Genomic DNA, 16,161 nt, shown 5'->3' with positions numbered 1-16,161 from the left:
CCCCACCCGCGGGCCCCCCCCCCCCCCTGGGGGGGGGGGCGCCCCCGGGGGCGGGCGGCGCCCCCCCTCCCGTGTCATCCCCTACTTTGCGGACGCACGCGTCCTAGTGGGGCGTATCCCGGCTCCCCGGTGGGAGATGAGTGGGAGACAAGTGGGAGATGATCATGGCGTGGTGCTGCAATCAGGCGCTAGGAAATGCTAGATAGCGCTACCTGTGTGGCCCTGCCTCACCCGGCCGATTCCCCCGCGTGCGGGCTGAGCGTGCCGGCGCCGACGAGGATGAACAGGAGGATGCCGAGCAGGATGCGGTAGTAGACGAACGGCATGAAGGACTTCGTCGTGATGAACTTCATGAACCAGTTCAAGTCGAGGCTCTGAGCGGCTCTGACCTGCTGTTTCGACCACTCTTCAAGATTGAATGGGAGAGCAGTGGGAGATGGCACTTTCCAGTGCTCTCCCCCGTCGGCCACGAAGCGCAGCCACCTGGTTTGCAGCAAATTGGCGATCGCCTGCTCCATGGTCAGGGGAACGTGCGAGTAGAGACGGCTGTGGAGCGGGTGGAGGCGGTGTTCGAGGCTCACCCGATGTAGGGGTAGGTGCCGCCGAGGTAGTCGCCGATCTGCTGGCGATGCTGGCGTGAATGTCGTACTGATCGAGGTCGGCGGGAAGGATGAAGCGGACGCCGTCAGCCTCGTCGTTGATTGTGGGCTCACCGCCGACCGGGCGGCCGATGTAGGTGTTCTCGTACTGCTGGCGGATCTCGCCGTCGGCGTAAGCGACGATGTGGTGGGGGTTGGTGTAGATCCCGAGGGGGCCGGTGATCTCGGCGACGATGCCGATCCTCCAGGCACTCACGTAGCGCGCATTGGGCAGCCGTCTCGCCGATGTCCTGGTCGCCTCCGGGTAGGGCCCACTGGCCGGTGTCGCGGCGGCGCTGGAGAAGAATGGCGCCGCTGTCGTCGACTACGAGCAGGTTGCTGGCGGGGAGGAGGGTGTTCGCCTTCGGCGCGGCGGGGTCGTTGTAGTACTCAGTCCTGCCCGTGTGCGGCGGTCCCTCCTGGTCGGGAATCCAGGGCAGCGGGGCGGCCCAGATGGCTTCGAAGCTCTGAGCGTAGTTCTCGAACCAGCCCGTGCTGTCAACCCTCTTGAGGTGGGGGAGAGGGTTGGCGTTGCGTCCCGGGTGCCTCGGCGCCAACTCTGGAGGGCGTCAGTGCTGCGCGTGAGCCGCAGGCTGCCGGGGGCCTGGTCGCAGGTGAACGTACCGAGCTCGAGGTGTGGGCTCTGGTCGCGGTGGGCTTGTTGGGTACGGACTGCATCCTTGGGCTTTTGCCTCAGGGGCGATGCCTGACGGAGGGCGCCCCCCTATATCCCGCTCTGGACGCTCTCCGAGGCCCGGCACGATGGCCGCGATGATGTTGTTGGGCGGCCGCGATTTCGGCGTTGTTGGATAGGGAGATCACCCGCAGTCCCGTCGCGTACAGGTGGGTCGAGGCAGAGAAGCCCTGTTCGTGGCCGTGGTGGAAGGCAGCGGTTAGTCCGGCGCTGATGTCGGCATAGAGGCTGGGTCCATAGAGGTAGGGCTGGTGGTCGCTGGGCTGGTAGTCGAGGTCGCCCTGCCCTGGGAGCTGATGCCCGTGCTGCCAGTCCTCGCGGAGGTACGTGAGCCACCGATCGAGGACGCTGGCGGTGGTCCATAGAGTTCCGGGCCCCGGCAGGGTGACGGCCCCTCCCAGGCGATGGACGACGAGGCCCGCTGGGCCACCGCCCGCCGTCTGCTTCACGACGATACCCTCAAGTCCGAAGACCGACTCGCCAGCCTGCTGTTGCTCCCCACCAGGTCGCGGTTCACCGCAGCCATGCCGTCCTCCCCCGGACAGACTCACCCTGGCTCTTCCCCGGCGGCCAGCCCGGCCGCCCGATCAGCGTCTGGGCCATGGGCGAACGACTCCGCAAATTCGGCATCGGGCTCGCCGAGACCCGCTCGACCGCCCTGTTCCAGCTCGCCACCGAACTGCCCGCCGCGATCCTCGCCCGCACCCTCGGCATCGACATCACCGTCGCCGTCGTCAAATGGCAGCGAGCCGCCGCCGGAGACTGGGGTGCTGACGCGGCCGAGGTCAGCCGCCGGAACAGCTCCCGCCGACGAACCCGTTCCGGACGAAACCAAGGTCGACGGGCGTCGCCGGTGCACCGTCTTTCCGTACATCGGCGAGTATTTCGGGCAGCTGCGGCGGCCACAACGGCTCACAATCACCGGACAGATCAGCTGGCGACCACCATCGCCACCGCAGGATCTTGTCTGCGGCATGCGAAGCAGCAAGGTCGCCGACGGGGTCCCGGCGGGGACCATGCGCGAGGAAGATGTGCTCGTGTTGGCGAACCGGCACCCCTGCCCTGGTGAAGTCGTGTTCCCATAGACACAGCAGGGTGCCGTCGATCTCGATGTCGGTCCATCCGGTCTCCTCGCGCACCTCGCGCTCAGCGGCCTGCAGTGGCGATTCCCCCGGATCCAGCCCGCCGCCGGGCATCGCCCAGTGGACGCCGACTTCCTCGTTGTCATACCGGAGCATGAAGACCGACCCCGCCGGGTCCAGGACTGCGACTCTGGCTGCTCGTCTGGGTATCCGCATTAGGCCAGCCTGCCAGCGTCGAACACCGCTGTCGATCATGTCCACGGCCGGGTATTCGGAGAGTTCCAATACCCGAGCCGACCATTACACCTGCAGCCGGACGCGCACAAGGCAGTGCTGGCAGCTTGGGCGCGTCTGGAGGTCCCGCTGACCTTTGCAGCGTAGACAACTCGGCCTGTCCACTGGCGTGCGTCGGATGCGCGCTGCGCCCTACGTACAGGGCGAGCTGAAGGGCGGCATACAGTTATGGACGAGCTAGTTTCTCCAGGTAGTCCATGACCACTTGGTGCGCCTGCCACCCGTCCGGGAACTTTGGTGGTACGTCGAGGTAGACCCGGGCTGCTGCGGGAATGTCGGTACAGGAGGTCGGTGATGCCGGCGCGGGCCACGACGATGCAGGCGAAGCGGTGGCGGGAGAGCAGGACGCACAGGCGACCGGTCTCCAGGTGGAAGGCGGATACATCCTGACGGCCGGAGAGCGGGTGCCAGACCAGTGTGACGTCGAACTCGCGGCCCTGGAGACGGTTGGCGGTGTCCACGGTGATGCCCGTGAGACCCCGCTTCTCCAGTCGCGACCGTACTGAGTCCGCCTGGATCGTGCGGGCGGCGCCGATCGCGATGCGGGACTCGGTGAGCGGCTCTCCGTTCACCAGCGCCCTCGCTCCAGCAATCGGGCCGCAGTTTCTGCCAGGGCTTCGGCCACCTCGGGGTCATCGTCGAGAGTGTGCCGAGCGGGAAGCTCCCGCAGACCCCAGCCCGACCCGGCCGCGCAGGCGAGGACGGCGTCCGACGGTGTTGCACGGTGAGGTGCAGTGCCGTAGGTGAGGACGCGGTCAGCCGCCTCGGTACCGGAGATGAAGGAGTGGAAGGGATAGAACGCCCTCTGTACGAGAGGGGCTGCCATCTCCGGCAGCCGCCAGGAGACCGGCAGTTCATGCCGCAGCAGGTCGGAGTTGTGCGCCAGCGCCACGTCGACGGCGTTGCGCAGCGGATCCCAGGTCAGTCCCTGCCAGCGGTCGGTGTCCACTGTGGCGAAGGGGTCCAACGGCCCGAGATCGCCGCGCACGCTCTCGACGACGGCACACCTGTCTCCACCCTCGTCCTGCGTGCCCTGGCAACTCTGTACGACATTGCACCGCCGCAGTCCGCAGCGGAGCGGCGCGCCCTGTGGTCCCGTGCTGGCGTCGCCGACGACGAGCTGTCCGCCACCGTCATCGCCGGCGGACTGCGCCCTGTCGGCGACGGCCTTCTCGCCCGTATGGCCCGCCTGTGCACCGAGGCCGGCCAGGCCGCCAGCCTGACCCTCGCCCACGTCAGGAGCCCGGGCGAGCTCACCCTGCCCGCCACCCCTGCCCCACTCGTCGTCCACGTAGTGGAGAACCCCAGTATCTTGGCCCTCGCCCTCCGTCGCTTCGGCTCCAACTGCCCACCGCTTGTCTGCACGTCCGGCTGGCCCAACAGCGCAGCCATCCAGCTCCTGCGCCTACTCGCGGACCAGGGCGCTGCTCTCCGTTACCACGGTGACTTCGATGGCGAAGGCATCCGCATTGCCGCATACGTCATGGAGAAAACAGGGGCGCGCCCCTGGCGCATGACGGCGGCAGACTACCGATCCGCGATCGTCCGCAACGCCCACGGTCCTCGACCGGGGCGCATCACCGGAGCACCGTGGGATCCCGAGTTGGCTGAAGCCATGGCGGAGCACGACATCGCCGTGGTCGAAGAGCTGGTAGCCGATGTGCTGTTGGAAGATCTCGCTGCTGCGGCTCGCCAGGAGCACCCCGATGGCTGTTCGTGACGCTCCAAGCGGCCGAAGGGGCGCTCAGAGGAGCCGTATACCGGTGCTGACCTGCGGCTATGCCGACTGCCGTTTCGCGTGACATCTTGCCGATGACCTCGCACGTGGAGTGCGTGGCTAATTTTGAGCGTGCTGAGAAGGGCGCCTGACCTGCTGCTTTGTATTTCCAGGTGGTCGATTCGACTTGTTTTCGCTCGCGGAATACGTCGGCTGAGGTCGCTTGTGCAGAACGGTCTGAGCTGCAGCTTCGAGGGCTGGCGCGGGTCTCACGGGCGACGTGGCGATGCGGAATGCAAAATTTTGACGCTCGGATGACGCTCGAATCGGAAGTCTCAACCTCACGGACCTCTCCGGCCGGGGCCGCGCGGACCGGTCCGGGCGGCACGGGGCAAGGGCTCCGGCTCGAGTGTCCCTGCATGTCCCCAGCGGCGGCGCGAGCTGCCACCTCGGTCGCACGCGTCTTGGAACCGAGAGCGCAGCCCGACCGGGCCACAGAGGATGGCGTCGTGGTCCGAGATCTCGAGTGGCTGCTATCACCTCGCCACCTAGATACCAGTCCGGTATCATCGCTGTATGGCGATGACACTCCGACTCCCCGACGACCTTGACGCGAAGCTCACCGAGCGTGCTCGTCGGGAGCGTCGCAGCAAGCAGGAACTTGCTATCGAGGCCATCCGTGACGCCCAGAATCGGGCCGAGCTGAAGGTCGATGATGTCCTGGCCGAGCTCATGGACAGCGATGCGGAGATCCTGGACTACCTGAAGTGACTGAAGTGCGATACATCCAGATCGACGAGATCCTGGCCATCGCTCGCACGGTCAACGGTACCGAGTACAGCGTGCGTGACATGGGACTTTTGGTGTCAGCGATCGAACGGCCCCGGACCAACGTGTTCGGGGCCGAGCTGTATCCCACGCTGCACGAGAAGGCGGCGGCACTGCTGCACTCGGTTGCCCGCAATCACGCGCTGATCGACGGCAACAAGCGCACCGCCTGGCTCGCCATGCGTGTCTTCCTGCGGCTTAACGGTGTCAGCGCCAGTACCGTCCCGCCGCCTGTCTCCATCGCCGGCCCCTTCGTCGAGGAAGTGGCGCAGGACAACATCGATGTACCGGTCATTGCCAAGCGACTGTCGGCCTGGTTCCCCGTTTCCTGACGTTCGGCGTCGTGAGGTCCGGGGCGGAACGAGGTTCCGTGAGCGGTGCTGACTCCTGGCAGTCCGCAGGGCAGGCTGGTCCCGTCTTGTGGCACCCGTCCGTTCAGCGGGTTGGTTCGTATGGCGGCAGGCACCTATAGGGACTGGGACGTCATTTCTTTGCGTGCTGGACTCCCTCCGGCATTCCGGCACGCAGCGATTCACGGTGTGTGAACCACCTAGGGCGAGCGGACTCGCCGCCCCCTCTCGAATGAGAGCGCCTTCCCGCCTGAGGCTGCGGGCAAGGTCCACGTCGGCCATGGCAGTCTCTTCTCGACCAACATTCGCCCCTGTTTTCCCAGCGGTCACGGAACGCGCCGTCTGTGCCCCTCACGCGCCCCCTGTGCGCACTGAGCCGGTCCTTTCGCCTCCAACAAGCTGTGTCTGCGGTGATCCACCGTCCGCGTCCACAGCTTGGAGGGGGACAAGATGCCGGAGGAGTGGATACGGGCTCTCGTGGCGGACTTTGGATCCGAGTGCAGGGAGCGTCTGCGGGTCAGCGACACGGAGGCGTCCATCAGCCTGCCGGTGGCGAAGCTGGTGGAGACATTCGGGGCGCGCTGGAGGCTGAGTCCTCGCCTTCATCCCGAGTATCCCTTGCCCGAGGCCCGTGTGCGTCCGGACTACGCCGTGGAGACATCGGGGCGCATCACCGGCTTCCTGGAACTGAAGGCGCCTGGGCACGACGTCACGCCCGACGGCTTCACGAAGCGGGACCGGGAGCAGTGGGAGCTGATGCGTCGGCTGCCCAACGTGCTGTACAGCAATGGTCACACCTGGTGCCTGTACCGAGGCGGCTTGCGGCCTCTCTGCACGGTTCGGCTCGAAGGTGATCTGTACCGGTCCGGCAGTCGGTTGCGTACCAGCGAAGCCGACGGAGCGGCGTTTCGGGATCTGCTGCGGGAATTTCTCGGGTGGCAGCCCCAACGCATCACCACCGTCGGCCAGTTGGTGTCGTCTATCGCTCCGCTGTGCCAGTACCTGCGAGAGGAGGTGCTGGAGCAGCTCGCCCTCGAACGCAGAACGCCAGACGGTCCTCGCAGCCGGATGCGGGCCCTCAAGCCTTTCACCGCCTTGGCGCACCACTGGAGCAAGGTGCTCTTCCCCTCAACCGATGGACAAGACCCCGACCACCTCTTCGCCGACCGTTACACCCAGACGATCGCCTTCGCCCTGCTGCTGGCCCGTATCGAGAACGTACCGCTCGCCGACCGTAACTTCGTTGACGTTGCAAGTGAGTTGAAGGCCGAGAACACGGTGATGGGGCGAGCCCTGCAGTTGCTGACGGAGACGGTGGACGCCGAGTTCGCCCGCCGCATCGACACGCTCGTGCAGGTCATCGACGCCGTCGACTGGGAGGCGATCCGAGCCCGGACGCCTGACGCCCACGTTCATCTTTACGAGGATTTCCTCCAGGAATACGACCGCGAGCTGCGTAAACGCTCCGGCACGTACTACACCCCGCCCCGTCTGGTGAAGGAGATGGTCCGCTTCACCGACGCCGTCCTGCGCACCCGCCTGGGTTGCGTGGAGGGCTTCGCGGACGAGCAGGTGACGATTGTCGACCCCGCCATGGGCACCGGCACGTTCCTCAGCGAGATTATCGACAGGGTCGCCGAAGAACGCTCCCGCCGCGGGGAAGGCTTCCGCGGCGAAGCGGTGGAACAGCTGGCGGGCCGGCTGATCGGCTTCGAGCGTCAGATGGCCGCCTATGCGGTCGCCCAGATGAGGATCACCCAGACCCTCCGCAAGCAAGTCACCGACACTCAGCTCGGCGATCTGCGACTCCATCTCGCCGACACCCTCGCAGACCCTTATGAGAGGGCAACGCTCTTCACGTTCCTGCCCGATGGCGATCCTCTGGTCGAGAACACTCGCAAGGCGGACTGGATCAAGCGTGAGCAGAAGGTCACCGTCATGATCAGCAACCCGCCGGACAGGGAGAGAGCCGAGGGGGAGGGCGGGTGGGTGGAGAAAGGCCGAGAGGGGGATGACAAGGAACCTCTGCTCGGTGCCTTCCGCCTCGGTGGCAGAAACGGAGTGCACGAGAACAAGCTCAAGAACTTGTACGTCTACTTCTGGCGCTGGGCCACCTTCAAGGTCTTCGAACAGCATCGTTCCGAGTCGGACCGCGGAATCGTCGCCTTCATCAGTACCGCAGGCTTCCTCAGCGGGCCTGGTTTCCGGGGAATGAGGAAGTACCTGCGTGAGACCTGTTCGGAGGGCTGGATCATCGACCTCAGCCCGGAGGGTATCCAGCCACCGTTGCGAACACGCCTCTTTGAGGGCGTTCAGCAGCAACTGACGATCGCCGTGTTCGTCCGCAGCAGGGCCGACACCGAACCTGCCCACATCAGGTACGTCGCCCTGGACGGCAGCACTCGTGAGGAGAAGTACGCTCAGCTCGAGGCTCTCGGGCCGGACAGCGACCAGTGGCGTCCGGTGCGTCAGGACGCCCACGCCCCGTTCACGCCCGCTGCACTTGGAGCATGGGATACGTATCCCGCATTGGATGATCTGCTGCCATGGACAGTACCCGGCATCTTGCCCAAGCGGACGTGGGTCTACTCCTCGGACCCCGACACGCTGCGCTCCCGGTGGCGGAGATTGACCGCCGAGACGGACATTGCCGAGAAGCGCGCCCTGTTCAGGGAGGCCAAGGGCGGCCGTACCGTCGATCGGCCGGTCAAGCCGCTCCCGGGCTCGGCACAGCGAAGGCGGTCGATGCTGGAGGCAGGTCCCGAGTGTCCGGAACCGGTGCCTGTGGCCTTCCGCCCGTTCGATCGGCAGTGGGTCATTCCGGACAACAGGGTGCTCGACAGATGCTCGCCGGAGCTGTGGGAGAACCGGGCCGAGGGCCAGATACACATGGTGGAACTGCACTCCGAACGGTTCGGTGACGGCCCCGCCACCCTGTTCACCGCGCTGATGCCGGATATGCATCACTTCGCCGGCTGGGGTGGGGGCAGGGTGATCCCCTTCCTGCAGAAGGACGGCACCCCCAATGCGACCCCTGGCCTTCTCCAGCACCTTCGTAACTCCTTCGGCGGTCTGGCTGTCTCCGCCGAGGACTTGATCGCGTACATCGCCGCGATCACGGCCCACCCCGGTTTCCGCTCCCGCTTTGACGACGAACTCACCACCATTGGCGTCCGCGTACCCCTCACCGGTGACGCCGCCCTGTGGTCGGAGGCGCTGCACATCGGGCGGAAGGTGATCTGGGCCTCCACCTTCGGAGAGAGGCTCGTGGACCCGGTGGCAGGGAGGCCCGGCGGGCCCCAGGAAGTCTGGGCGACCGCACAGCCGGCGATCACGTACCGGAGACAGGTCGGCAGGGACGAATTTCCCGAGAGCTTCGTCTACGATCCAGACCGTCTCGAACTCCACTTCGGCCAAGGTGTTTTCGTGTCGGTGACTCAAAATATGCGGGATTACCAGGTCAGCGGACAGAACGTTCTCGACGGTTGGTTGAAACGCAGGACGGGACCGCCGTCTCGCAGGGCCGTCAGTCAGCTGGACCACATCCGGCCCGACCGGTGGCAGCCTGCCTGGAGCGAGGAACTCCAGTACGTGCTGGCCGTCCTGTGGCATCTGGTCGAGCTGCAGTCGGCTCAGAATGAGCTGCTCGACCGTGTTCTCACGTCACCGCTGGTCAGCGTCGCCGAGTTGCAGCGTCGGAACGTCCTACCCGTCCCGGAAACCGCCCGTCGTTCTGCTCCCGCACCGATACAGACCGACCCCATCCCTGGGACCGAGGGAGTCGAGGCGCGCGAGCCGCACGCCGTAAGGCCACTCACCGCAGAGAAGAGCTCGTCGGCCACCGCTCCGATGGCGCGGTCACGGAGGAGCAGGAATTCTGGCGCTGCGCAGTCGCCTCGCAGGAAGCGACAAGATCCGTAGAGTTGCTGCCTGACTCGGTGCCATGGGCGGGTCGTCACAACGCCGTCTGAGGGAGGGGCTGTCTCGACATCATCTTGTGTGCATCTCCGGGCTCTTGCTCTGATCGCCTTCAGATGTGCTCTCCTCCGGACGCGCTCAGTCGATATCCGGATCATGGGCCTCTTCGAGGAGACGGGCCGCGAGGTCGTCGGCCCAATCTACGGCCCAGGTGCGCAGAGCGGTGATGGTGGCGTCACGGAGTCCATAGGCGGCGAAGGCTTCGTCGTCGGTCCACTCGGCGCCGTGAGGTTCGACTGCAGATCCTCGCGCTCGAAGCGGCCGCGGGCGTGGCGGCGGCCGAACTCCTCGAGCTCTGGTCCTGCGGCGGGAGGCTGCGAAAACGTTGATCAGGTCGCGGGGCGCTCCGCGGTCGGCGAGGGCGCGGACCTTGGTCCCGATCACGTCCTCCTCCGCGAGGACGGGCCCGTACGGGCTCTGGGCGACCGGCCGCCAGAAGATCTCCTTGAGGATGTCGACTTCGCACTCCTGCCCGGTGGCTGGGTCAGCCACGGTGAAGCGGGCGGACAGCGGAGCGGTCTCCAGAGCGTGCACCTTTCAGCCACGGGCTTCCAGGCCGGCTCGGAGCGTGGCGGCGATATCGGCCATGGGCGCCGGGTTCTCAGTGGCGACATCAAGGTCCTGGCTGGGGCGGTTCACGAGGCGGTGCGCCCGTACGGCATATCCACGGTGAGGATCAGGGGATATGGCGAGCCGAGCGCGATCACATCCGCCAAGAGCCGCGCGTGCAGCTCCGGCATGTCCGTCACGCGGCTGCTTGGGCGCGGGAGGCGAGCCGGGGGAAGGCGTCCGCCCACACGGTGCGGCCGACGAGGGTGCGCAGCACCGGCCACAACTGGAGGAGCAGGTCCTGGTTGAGGTAGCGGGGCAGGTCGTCGTGCAGGCCCTCATGCAAGAGAGTGCGGTACAGGCCCATGCGCTGGCGCGGCTTGTCCAGGTCGTACGAGGTCATCCCGGACCAGGCCATGTGGAGCGGCAGCTCGACGACCCCCTGGGTGGGGCCGTGCATCTCGTCCAGCGATTCCGGCAGACGGCACCGGAACTTCTCCTGGTACAGCGCGAGGTCCTCGGCGTCCGTGCCCGAGAGGTTCTTCGACGCGGGTGCGGGGTGGAGGGTATGTCTCCCATTATGGCGGCAGCTTCCCGCTCGCCGAGCAGCTGGACGCGGCCGATCACCGGCCGACATCCACCGGCAGGAAAGTCGGAACGGTCCGCCGCCGCGGCAAACTCGTTGGCGCGGGCGTCTATGGACATGCGGACGAGGGCAATGCGGTACAGGGCTGAGTTGGCTCCGCGATTACCGCTGCACGGGACGGCATCCAAGGCCCAGATCCGCGCCTTGGTTGCCGGGAAGGAGGCAGGCTGCACCGACGTACCCACTGGCAGGGCTCTCTGTCCCGGCCACGGCATGGGACTTGCGGAGGTGATGGTCGCGCTCGGCATCGCCTCCCAGACCAGCGGTGTGGTCCATGCCCGTCACGCTCCCGGCCCGCGAAGACGAACTGCCACTTGCTCGCACACGGATCTCCGGTCTGGCCAGCCTGCGGGCAGCACAGGGCCGCCCGCTCGCAGGCTGACGAGCGACCCAGGTGCTGGTGGGTTGTATGCAGCAGGCGTACAGGCGCATGTGCGCCCTCGTGTATCGCGGGCCTCCGCTTCTGCAGTGGAGAACCCAGGCCTTGAGGAGGCTGCTGTGGCAAGGATCGTGGAGGGGAAAGACCGATCGCCGATCGGGGACGACGGGCACCAGCCGAATCGGCCCGCACCACCGCCCCCTCGCCGTGTCCAGGGCCTGCTGGCGCGCCTCAGCCTCGACTGACCCGGGCCCTTCCGTGTCATCCCTTGCTTTGCGGACGCACACGTCCTAAGAGGGCGTATCCCGCCTCCCGGTGGGAGATGAGTGGGAGAAAAGTGGGAGATGATCATGGTGTGGTGCTGCAATCAGGCACTAGGAAATGCTAGATAGCGCTACCTGTGCGGCCCTGGTTCAGCCGCCGGATTCGCCCGCGTGCGGGCTCAGCGCACCGGCTCCCACCAGCACGAACAGCACGATGCCGAGCAGGATCCGGTAGTACACGAAGGGCATAAAGCTCTTGGTGGTAATGAAGCGCATGAACCACGCGATCACCGCGTAGCCCACCACGAAGGCGATGACCGTCGCGAAGATCGTCGGGCCCCATGACACATGACCGCCCTCGCCCGCGTCCTTCAGCTCGAAGGCGCCGGAGGCCAGGACGGCTGGGATGGCGAGCAGGAACGAGTAGCGGGCCGCGGCCTCGCGGGTGTAGCCCATCAGGAGGCCGCCGCTGATCGTGGCGCCGGAGCGGGAGACTCCGGGGATGAGGGCCATGGCCTGGCAGACGCCGAAGATCAGGCCGTCGCGTACGCCCAGTTCCTTCAGGCTCTTGCGTTCCTTCACGGCGCGGTGCTTGCCGCCGGTCTCGTCGCGGGCCGCGAGGCGGTCGGCGATGCCGAGGACGATGCCCATGACGATGAGGGTCGTGGCGATCAGGCGCAGATCACGGAAGGGGCCCTCGATCTGGTCCTTGAACGTGACGCCGAGCACCCCGATCGGGATCGAGCCGACGATCACGAGCCAGCCCATCTGCGCGTCGTGGTCGGAGCGCGGCACCTTGCCGAAGAGGGAGCCGAACCACGCCGTGATGATCCGGCCGATGTCCTTGCGGAAGTAGATCAGCACGGCGGCCTCGGTGCCGATCTGGGTGATCGCGGTGAACGCGGCCCCCGGATCGTGCCAGCCCGCGAACGCCGCGGTCAGCCGCAGATGCGCGCTGGACGAGATCGGGAGGAACTCGGTCAGTCCCTGGACGAGCCCGAGGATGAAGGATTCAAGCCAAGACATGGAAACTGCGCCGTCCAAGTACTGATCATGGGCTGCGGGTGCGGTCACGTGCGTCAGGTGAAGGGGGATGCGGCGGTACATGAGCGAGGGGTGATCAAGCCCTCGCCGTGGGGCAGCGTAGCGTCACTTGGTTAAGCGGCTTCCGTCGGACCCTTCGTCGTCCAGCCCGGTGCCTGCGGGTGCGCGGTGAGGTCGTCGTGGCGGACCCGGTCGCCGCAGGCGTGGCAGGTCACGACGGGGAGCATCTCGTGGCCGCAGACGTGCTCGATGACCATCGGGCGGTCGTCGTCCTTGCGCAGGTGGCGGTCGCCCCAGGCCATCAGGGTCATCAGGACCGGTTCGAGTTCCAGGCCTGCCTGCGTGGGGCGGTACTGGAAGCGCTGCGGGCGCTCGCTGTAGGGGATCTTCTCCAGGACGCCCGCGTCCACCAGGCGGCGCAGGCGCGTGGCCAGGACGTCGCGCGGGGCGCCGATGTTGCGCACCAGCTGGTCGAAGCGTCCATTGCCGAGGCAGACCTCGCGCAGGACGAGCAGGGAGTACTTCTCGCCGACGAGGGCGAGGGCGTCGGCGATCGAGCAGGGGCGCGCTTCCTTCATGACGGGCAGTCTAGGGGGATCGAAGGAGAGGGTTTGAATTTCCAACTCACAAGGCTATGGTGAGTTCAGATTTCCTACTCACTGGTAATCGCCCTGGGGGAGTGCGTTCCGTGCCCCTCCACGGCGCCCTAGGAGGACCGCACCATGCGTGACGCCGTCATCGTCGAAGCCGTACGCACCCCGGTCGGCAAGGGCAAGCCCAACGGCTCCCTCGCCCACATCCACCCGGTCGAGCTCCTCGCCCACACCCTGCGCAGCCTCGTGGAGCGCAGCGGTGTCGACCCGGCCCGCATCGACGACGTGATCGGCGGCTGCGTCGACCAGGTCGCCGAGCAGGCCATGAACACCACCCGGTACGCCGTCCTGTCCGCCGGCTTCCCGGAGTCGGTGCCCGCCACCACCGTGGACCGTCAGTGCGGTTCCTCCCAGCAGGCCGTGCACTTCGCCGCTCAGGGCGTCATCTCAGGTGCGTACGACATGGCCGTCGCCTGCGGTGTGGAGTCGATGAGCCGCGTACCGATGTGGTCGAACGTCCCCGCGGGCGCCGACCCCTTCGGGCCCGGCGTCGCCGAGCGCTTCCCCGAAGGGCTCGTCCCGCAGGGCATCAGCGCCGAACTCATCGCCGCCAAGTGGTCGATCGGGCGTGAGCGGATGGACGCCTTCGCGACGACGTCGCACCAGCGTGCCGCGCGGGCCTGGGACGACGGCCTCTTCGACGCGGAGGTCGCCCCGATCGAGGGCGTCACCCGCGACGAGTCCGTACGCCCGGCCACCACTCCGGAGATCCTCGCCGGCCTGAAGCCGGCTTACGAAGACGCGGTTTTTGGTGAGCGCTTCCCGCAGATCGACTGGTCCGTCACGGCGGGCAACACCAGCCCGATCAATGACGGGGCGTCCGCCGTCCTCATCACCACCAGCGAGAACGCGGCACGCCTTGGGCTGCGCCCGTTGGCTCGGCTGCACAGCTTCGCCGTGACCGGATCCGATCCGCTCCTCATGCTGACCGGCGTCCTGCCCGCCACCGAGAAGGTGCTGCGCAATGCCTCGCTGAGCCTCGACGACATCGACCTCTTCGAGGTCAACGAGGCGTTCGCGAGCGTCGTGCTGGCTTGGCTGCAGGAGACTGGCGTCGACCCGGAGAAGGTGAATGTCCACGGGGGCGCGATTTCGTTGGGGCATCCCCTGGGTGCGAGTGGCACGCGGCTCATGACCACCCTGGTGCATGCCATGCGGGTGCGCGGCGCGCGCTTTGGGCTGCAGACCATGTGCGAGGCCGGGGGCCTTGCCAACGCCACCATTCTTGAAGCGTTGTAGCACCCTCTCGTCTGCGGGTGCGTCTCGGCTGGGCGCGCAGTTCCCCGCGCCCCTTCGGGGCGCCCCTAGCGGCCGCGCAGGTGGTGGCGCTTGCGCCAGGCGATCAAGGCGCCCGCCAGGCCCGTCACCGCGATGAAGCCCATCGCGATCAGGAAGGCGGGGGACGTGGGCGTCGAGGCGCGGGCGCCTGCGACGACGTACGCGGCGGTGTTCGGGATCGAACCCAGGGCCGTGGCGAGCAGGAACGGCAGCCAGCCCATGCGGGACACCGCCGCGCAGTAGTTGGCGGCCGCGAACGGCACCCCGGGGAACAGCCGCACCGCCAGCATCGAGCGGAACCCGTGTCTGCTCAGCTGCCCGTCCGCCGCGTTCAGCCAGCGCCCGCGGAGCAGCGGGCGCAGCGCGTCCTGCCCCAGCATGCGCCCGAGGCCGAAGGCGATCCCGGCGCCGATGACCGTCCCCGCGATCGCCGCCCCGAGCCCCGCCTGCGAGCCGAACAGCGCGCCGGCCGCCAGATTGAGCAGGGGGCGCGGCACGAACGCCGCGGTGCACAGGCCGTACGCGGCAGCGAACACAAGCACCGCGGCGGCACCGCCCAGCTGCCGGGGCCACCCGTCGGAGAGCAGCCGCTGCGGCTCGAAGACCAGCACGCACGCACCGGCCGCCGCGAGCAGCACCACCAGCAACGACAGCCGCGACCACGGCGAGAGCACAGCCCTCGCGCAGCGCACGGCGAGGCCCTGCGGGCGGGCGGCAGCGGCGGTGTCGAGCATCCGGGGAGACTAACCGACATATGTGTGTGATCGCCGTAGGGTGCGTCTCATGAGCGTCACAGTCCCGGGCGTCACCGTCCCGCGCAGCGGCCTGGCCGACACCGTCATGGAGCGGCTCACCGCGACGTACCCGAAGGCGGCCGATCCGCGGCGGGCCGCGCAGGCACAGGCGTACATGAAGGACGTCGCACCCTTCCTGGGCCTGCCCACGCCGCTGCGCCGCGAGCTGACCCGCACCGTGCTCGCCGGGACCCCGCACCCCGACGAGTCGGACTGCGCCGCCATCGCGCTGCGCTGCTGGGAGCTGCCGGAGCGCGAGTACGCCTACTTCGCCGTCGACTATCTGCGCCGCCACGTGCGGCGCCTCTCCTCCGGCTTCCTGCCCGTCGCCCGTCATCTGGTGACCACCGTCTCCTGGTGGGACACGGTCGACCTGCTCGCCGCGCACGTCGTCGGCGGCCTGGTCGCGGCCGACCCGAAGCTCAGGTCGGAGATGGACGCCTGGATCGAGGACGACGACCTGTGGGTGGCCCGCACCGCCCTCCTCCATCAGCTCCGCCACAAGGACGCCACCGACACCGAGCGCCTCTTCGCGTACTGCCTGCGCCAGTGCGGGCACCCCGACTTCTTCATCCGCAAGGCCATCGGCTGGTGTCTGCGCGAGTACGCCAAGACCGACCCGGACGCCGTGCGCGACTTCGTCGAGAGGGAACGCGGCCGTCTGGCGCCGCTCTCGGTGCGCGAGGCGCTGAAGAACCTCTGACCGGCGGGCACGCCAACTGCCGTGCGGCGAAAACCATTCGACGTGCCCCCGCCCGTCGGCGATGATCTGCGACATGTTCCGGCACGCCTTTCCCGCAGCTTCGACCGCAGTCGCGGTCGCTGCGCAGGCTGCCGTCTTCCTTGGCGCCGCACTTCCCGTCGACGGCGCCCGACGCTGACCCTCCCCGGACACTCCGGCGGACCCCCTAGGGGGAGGGTCGGTTCGGCCCCGGGGTCCCCGTCCCGCGCCCGTACCCGATGACGTGCGCCCA

13 protein-coding genes and 3 pseudogenes are annotated in these 16,161 nt (G+C 67.5%); 6 read left to right on the top strand and 10 right to left on the bottom strand.

The window, feature by feature from the left end:
- Positions 1 to 227: 227 nt before the first annotated feature.
- The 5 genes and pseudogenes from ACFWY6_RS34095 to ACFWY6_RS34075 form a co-directional block, all read right to left on the bottom strand.
- A pseudogene (locus ACFWY6_RS34095) lies at positions 228 to 359 on the bottom strand (undecaprenyl-diphosphatase); the annotation flags it as partial.
- Positions 360 to 577: 218 nt separating this feature from the next.
- Positions 578 to 1,069, bottom strand: a pseudogene (locus ACFWY6_RS34090) (NUDIX hydrolase).
- Positions 1,070 to 2,117: 1,048 nt separating this feature from the next.
- Positions 2,118 to 2,699: an NUDIX hydrolase gene (locus ACFWY6_RS34085; protein WP_384698835.1), complete on the bottom strand. Its 582-nt coding sequence runs from the start codon at positions 2,697 to 2,699 to the stop codon at positions 2,118 to 2,120.
- A complete protein-coding gene (locus ACFWY6_RS34080) occupies positions 2,666 to 3,280 on the bottom strand; it encodes a hypothetical protein (protein ID WP_384698831.1) in 615 nt (204 codons plus the stop codon). The genes ACFWY6_RS34085 and ACFWY6_RS34080 overlap by 34 nt, the downstream gene beginning before the upstream one ends.
- Positions 3,277 to 3,600 carry a hypothetical protein gene (locus tag ACFWY6_RS34075; RefSeq protein ID WP_384698829.1) on the bottom strand — a complete coding sequence of 108 codons (324 nt, stop codon included), beginning with the start codon at positions 3,598 to 3,600 and terminating at the stop codon, positions 3,277 to 3,279. The genes ACFWY6_RS34080 and ACFWY6_RS34075 overlap by 4 nt, the downstream gene beginning before the upstream one ends.
- Here ACFWY6_RS34075 and ACFWY6_RS34070 point away from each other — a divergent pair.
- The 4 genes from ACFWY6_RS34070 to ACFWY6_RS34055 all read left to right on the top strand — a co-directional run bounded on the left by ACFWY6_RS34070 (position 3,565) and on the right by ACFWY6_RS34055 (position 9,524).
- Positions 3,565 to 4,428, top strand: a complete 864-nt coding sequence (locus ACFWY6_RS34070; protein WP_384698827.1) for a TIGR02679 family protein — start codon at positions 3,565 to 3,567, stop codon at positions 4,426 to 4,428. The two genes, ACFWY6_RS34075 and ACFWY6_RS34070, sit on opposite strands and share 36 nt — an antisense overlap.
- A gap of 573 nt (positions 4,429 to 5,001) precedes the next feature.
- The gene (locus ACFWY6_RS34065) at positions 5,002 to 5,196 is read left to right on the top strand and encodes a ribbon-helix-helix protein, CopG family (protein WP_147995503.1); all 195 of its coding nucleotides are present in this window, start codon (positions 5,002 to 5,004) and stop codon (positions 5,194 to 5,196) included.
- The gene (locus ACFWY6_RS34060) at positions 5,193 to 5,585 is read left to right on the top strand and encodes a type II toxin-antitoxin system death-on-curing family toxin (RefSeq protein WP_384698824.1); all 393 of its coding nucleotides are present in this window, start codon (positions 5,193 to 5,195) and stop codon (positions 5,583 to 5,585) included. The genes ACFWY6_RS34065 and ACFWY6_RS34060 overlap by 4 nt, the downstream gene beginning before the upstream one ends.
- A gap of 468 nt (positions 5,586 to 6,053) precedes the next feature.
- Complete coding sequence (locus ACFWY6_RS34055) at positions 6,054 to 9,524, top strand: type ISP restriction/modification enzyme (protein ID WP_384698820.1); 3,471 nt, start codon at positions 6,054 to 6,056, stop codon at positions 9,522 to 9,524.
- 135 nt (positions 9,525 to 9,659) lie between these two features.
- Here ACFWY6_RS34055 and ACFWY6_RS34050 read toward each other — a convergent pair.
- The 4 genes and pseudogenes from ACFWY6_RS34050 to ACFWY6_RS34035 form a co-directional block, all read right to left on the bottom strand.
- Positions 9,660 to 10,321: pseudogene (locus ACFWY6_RS34050) on the bottom strand (nucleotidyl transferase AbiEii/AbiGii toxin family protein).
- Between the two features lie 5 nt (positions 10,322 to 10,326).
- Positions 10,327 to 10,767, bottom strand: a complete 441-nt coding sequence (locus ACFWY6_RS34045) for a hypothetical protein (protein WP_384698817.1) — start codon at positions 10,765 to 10,767, stop codon at positions 10,327 to 10,329.
- Between the two features lie 801 nt (positions 10,768 to 11,568).
- Positions 11,569 to 12,444 (bottom strand): undecaprenyl-diphosphate phosphatase, encoded by an 876-nt coding sequence (locus ACFWY6_RS34040; RefSeq protein ID WP_384698815.1) that lies wholly within the window; start codon positions 12,442 to 12,444, stop codon positions 11,569 to 11,571.
- Positions 12,445 to 12,575: 131 nt separating this feature from the next.
- On the bottom strand, positions 12,576 to 13,040 hold the full coding sequence (locus ACFWY6_RS34035; RefSeq protein WP_384698812.1) for a winged helix-turn-helix transcriptional regulator: 465 nt from the start codon (positions 13,038 to 13,040) through the stop codon (positions 12,576 to 12,578).
- Between the two features lie 144 nt (positions 13,041 to 13,184).
- On the opposite strand from ACFWY6_RS34035, the gene ACFWY6_RS34030 reads away from it, so the two are divergent.
- A complete protein-coding gene (locus ACFWY6_RS34030) occupies positions 13,185 to 14,354 on the top strand; it encodes a thiolase family protein (protein ID WP_384698809.1) in 1,170 nt (389 codons plus the stop codon).
- A 65-nt stretch (positions 14,355 to 14,419) separates the two neighbouring features.
- Here ACFWY6_RS34030 and ACFWY6_RS34025 read toward each other — a convergent pair whose 3' ends face one another.
- The gene (locus tag ACFWY6_RS34025) at positions 14,420 to 15,127 is read right to left on the bottom strand and encodes a TVP38/TMEM64 family protein (protein ID WP_384698807.1); all 708 of its coding nucleotides are present in this window, start codon (positions 15,125 to 15,127) and stop codon (positions 14,420 to 14,422) included.
- 49 nt (positions 15,128 to 15,176) lie between these two features.
- Between ACFWY6_RS34025 and ACFWY6_RS34020 the strand changes: the two genes are divergently transcribed.
- A complete protein-coding gene (locus ACFWY6_RS34020) occupies positions 15,177 to 15,890 on the top strand; it encodes a DNA alkylation repair protein (RefSeq protein ID WP_384698804.1) in 714 nt (237 codons plus the stop codon).
- The last annotated feature ends 271 nt before the right edge of the window (positions 15,891 to 16,161 follow it).

Source organism: Streptomyces sp. NPDC059037 (assembly GCF_042740015.1).
GTDB lineage: Bacteria > Actinomycetota > Actinomycetes > Streptomycetales > Streptomycetaceae > Streptomyces.
The sequence above is the reverse complement of the archived record's forward strand: the minus strand, read 5'-3'. Positions and strand labels throughout refer to the sequence as shown.

Bases quoted from the DNA above. Each gene is read 5' to 3' on its own strand.
- ACFWY6_RS34070 (WP_384698827.1), top strand. From the start codon at position 3,565: ATGCCGCAGCAGGTCGGAGTTGTGCGCCAGCGCCACGTCGACGGCGTT.
- ACFWY6_RS34065 (WP_147995503.1), top strand. From the start codon at position 5,002: ATGGCGATGACACTCCGACTCCCCGACGACCTTGACGCGAAGCTCACC.
- ACFWY6_RS34055 (WP_384698820.1), top strand. From the start codon at position 6,054: ATGCCGGAGGAGTGGATACGGGCTCTCGTGGCGGACTTTGGATCCGAG.
- ACFWY6_RS34045 (WP_384698817.1), bottom strand. From the start codon at position 10,767: ATGTCGGCCGGTGATCGGCCGCGTCCAGCTGCTCGGCGAGCGGGAAGC.
- ACFWY6_RS34040 (WP_384698815.1), bottom strand. From the start codon at position 12,444: ATGTCTTGGCTTGAATCCTTCATCCTCGGGCTCGTCCAGGGACTGACC.
- ACFWY6_RS34035 (WP_384698812.1), bottom strand. From the start codon at position 13,040: ATGAAGGAAGCGCGCCCCTGCTCGATCGCCGACGCCCTCGCCCTCGTC.
- ACFWY6_RS34030 (WP_384698809.1), top strand. From the start codon at position 13,185: ATGCGTGACGCCGTCATCGTCGAAGCCGTACGCACCCCGGTCGGCAAG.
- ACFWY6_RS34025 (WP_384698807.1), bottom strand. From the start codon at position 15,127: ATGCTCGACACCGCCGCTGCCGCCCGCCCGCAGGGCCTCGCCGTGCGC.
- ACFWY6_RS34020 (WP_384698804.1), top strand. From the start codon at position 15,177: ATGAGCGTCACAGTCCCGGGCGTCACCGTCCCGCGCAGCGGCCTGGCC.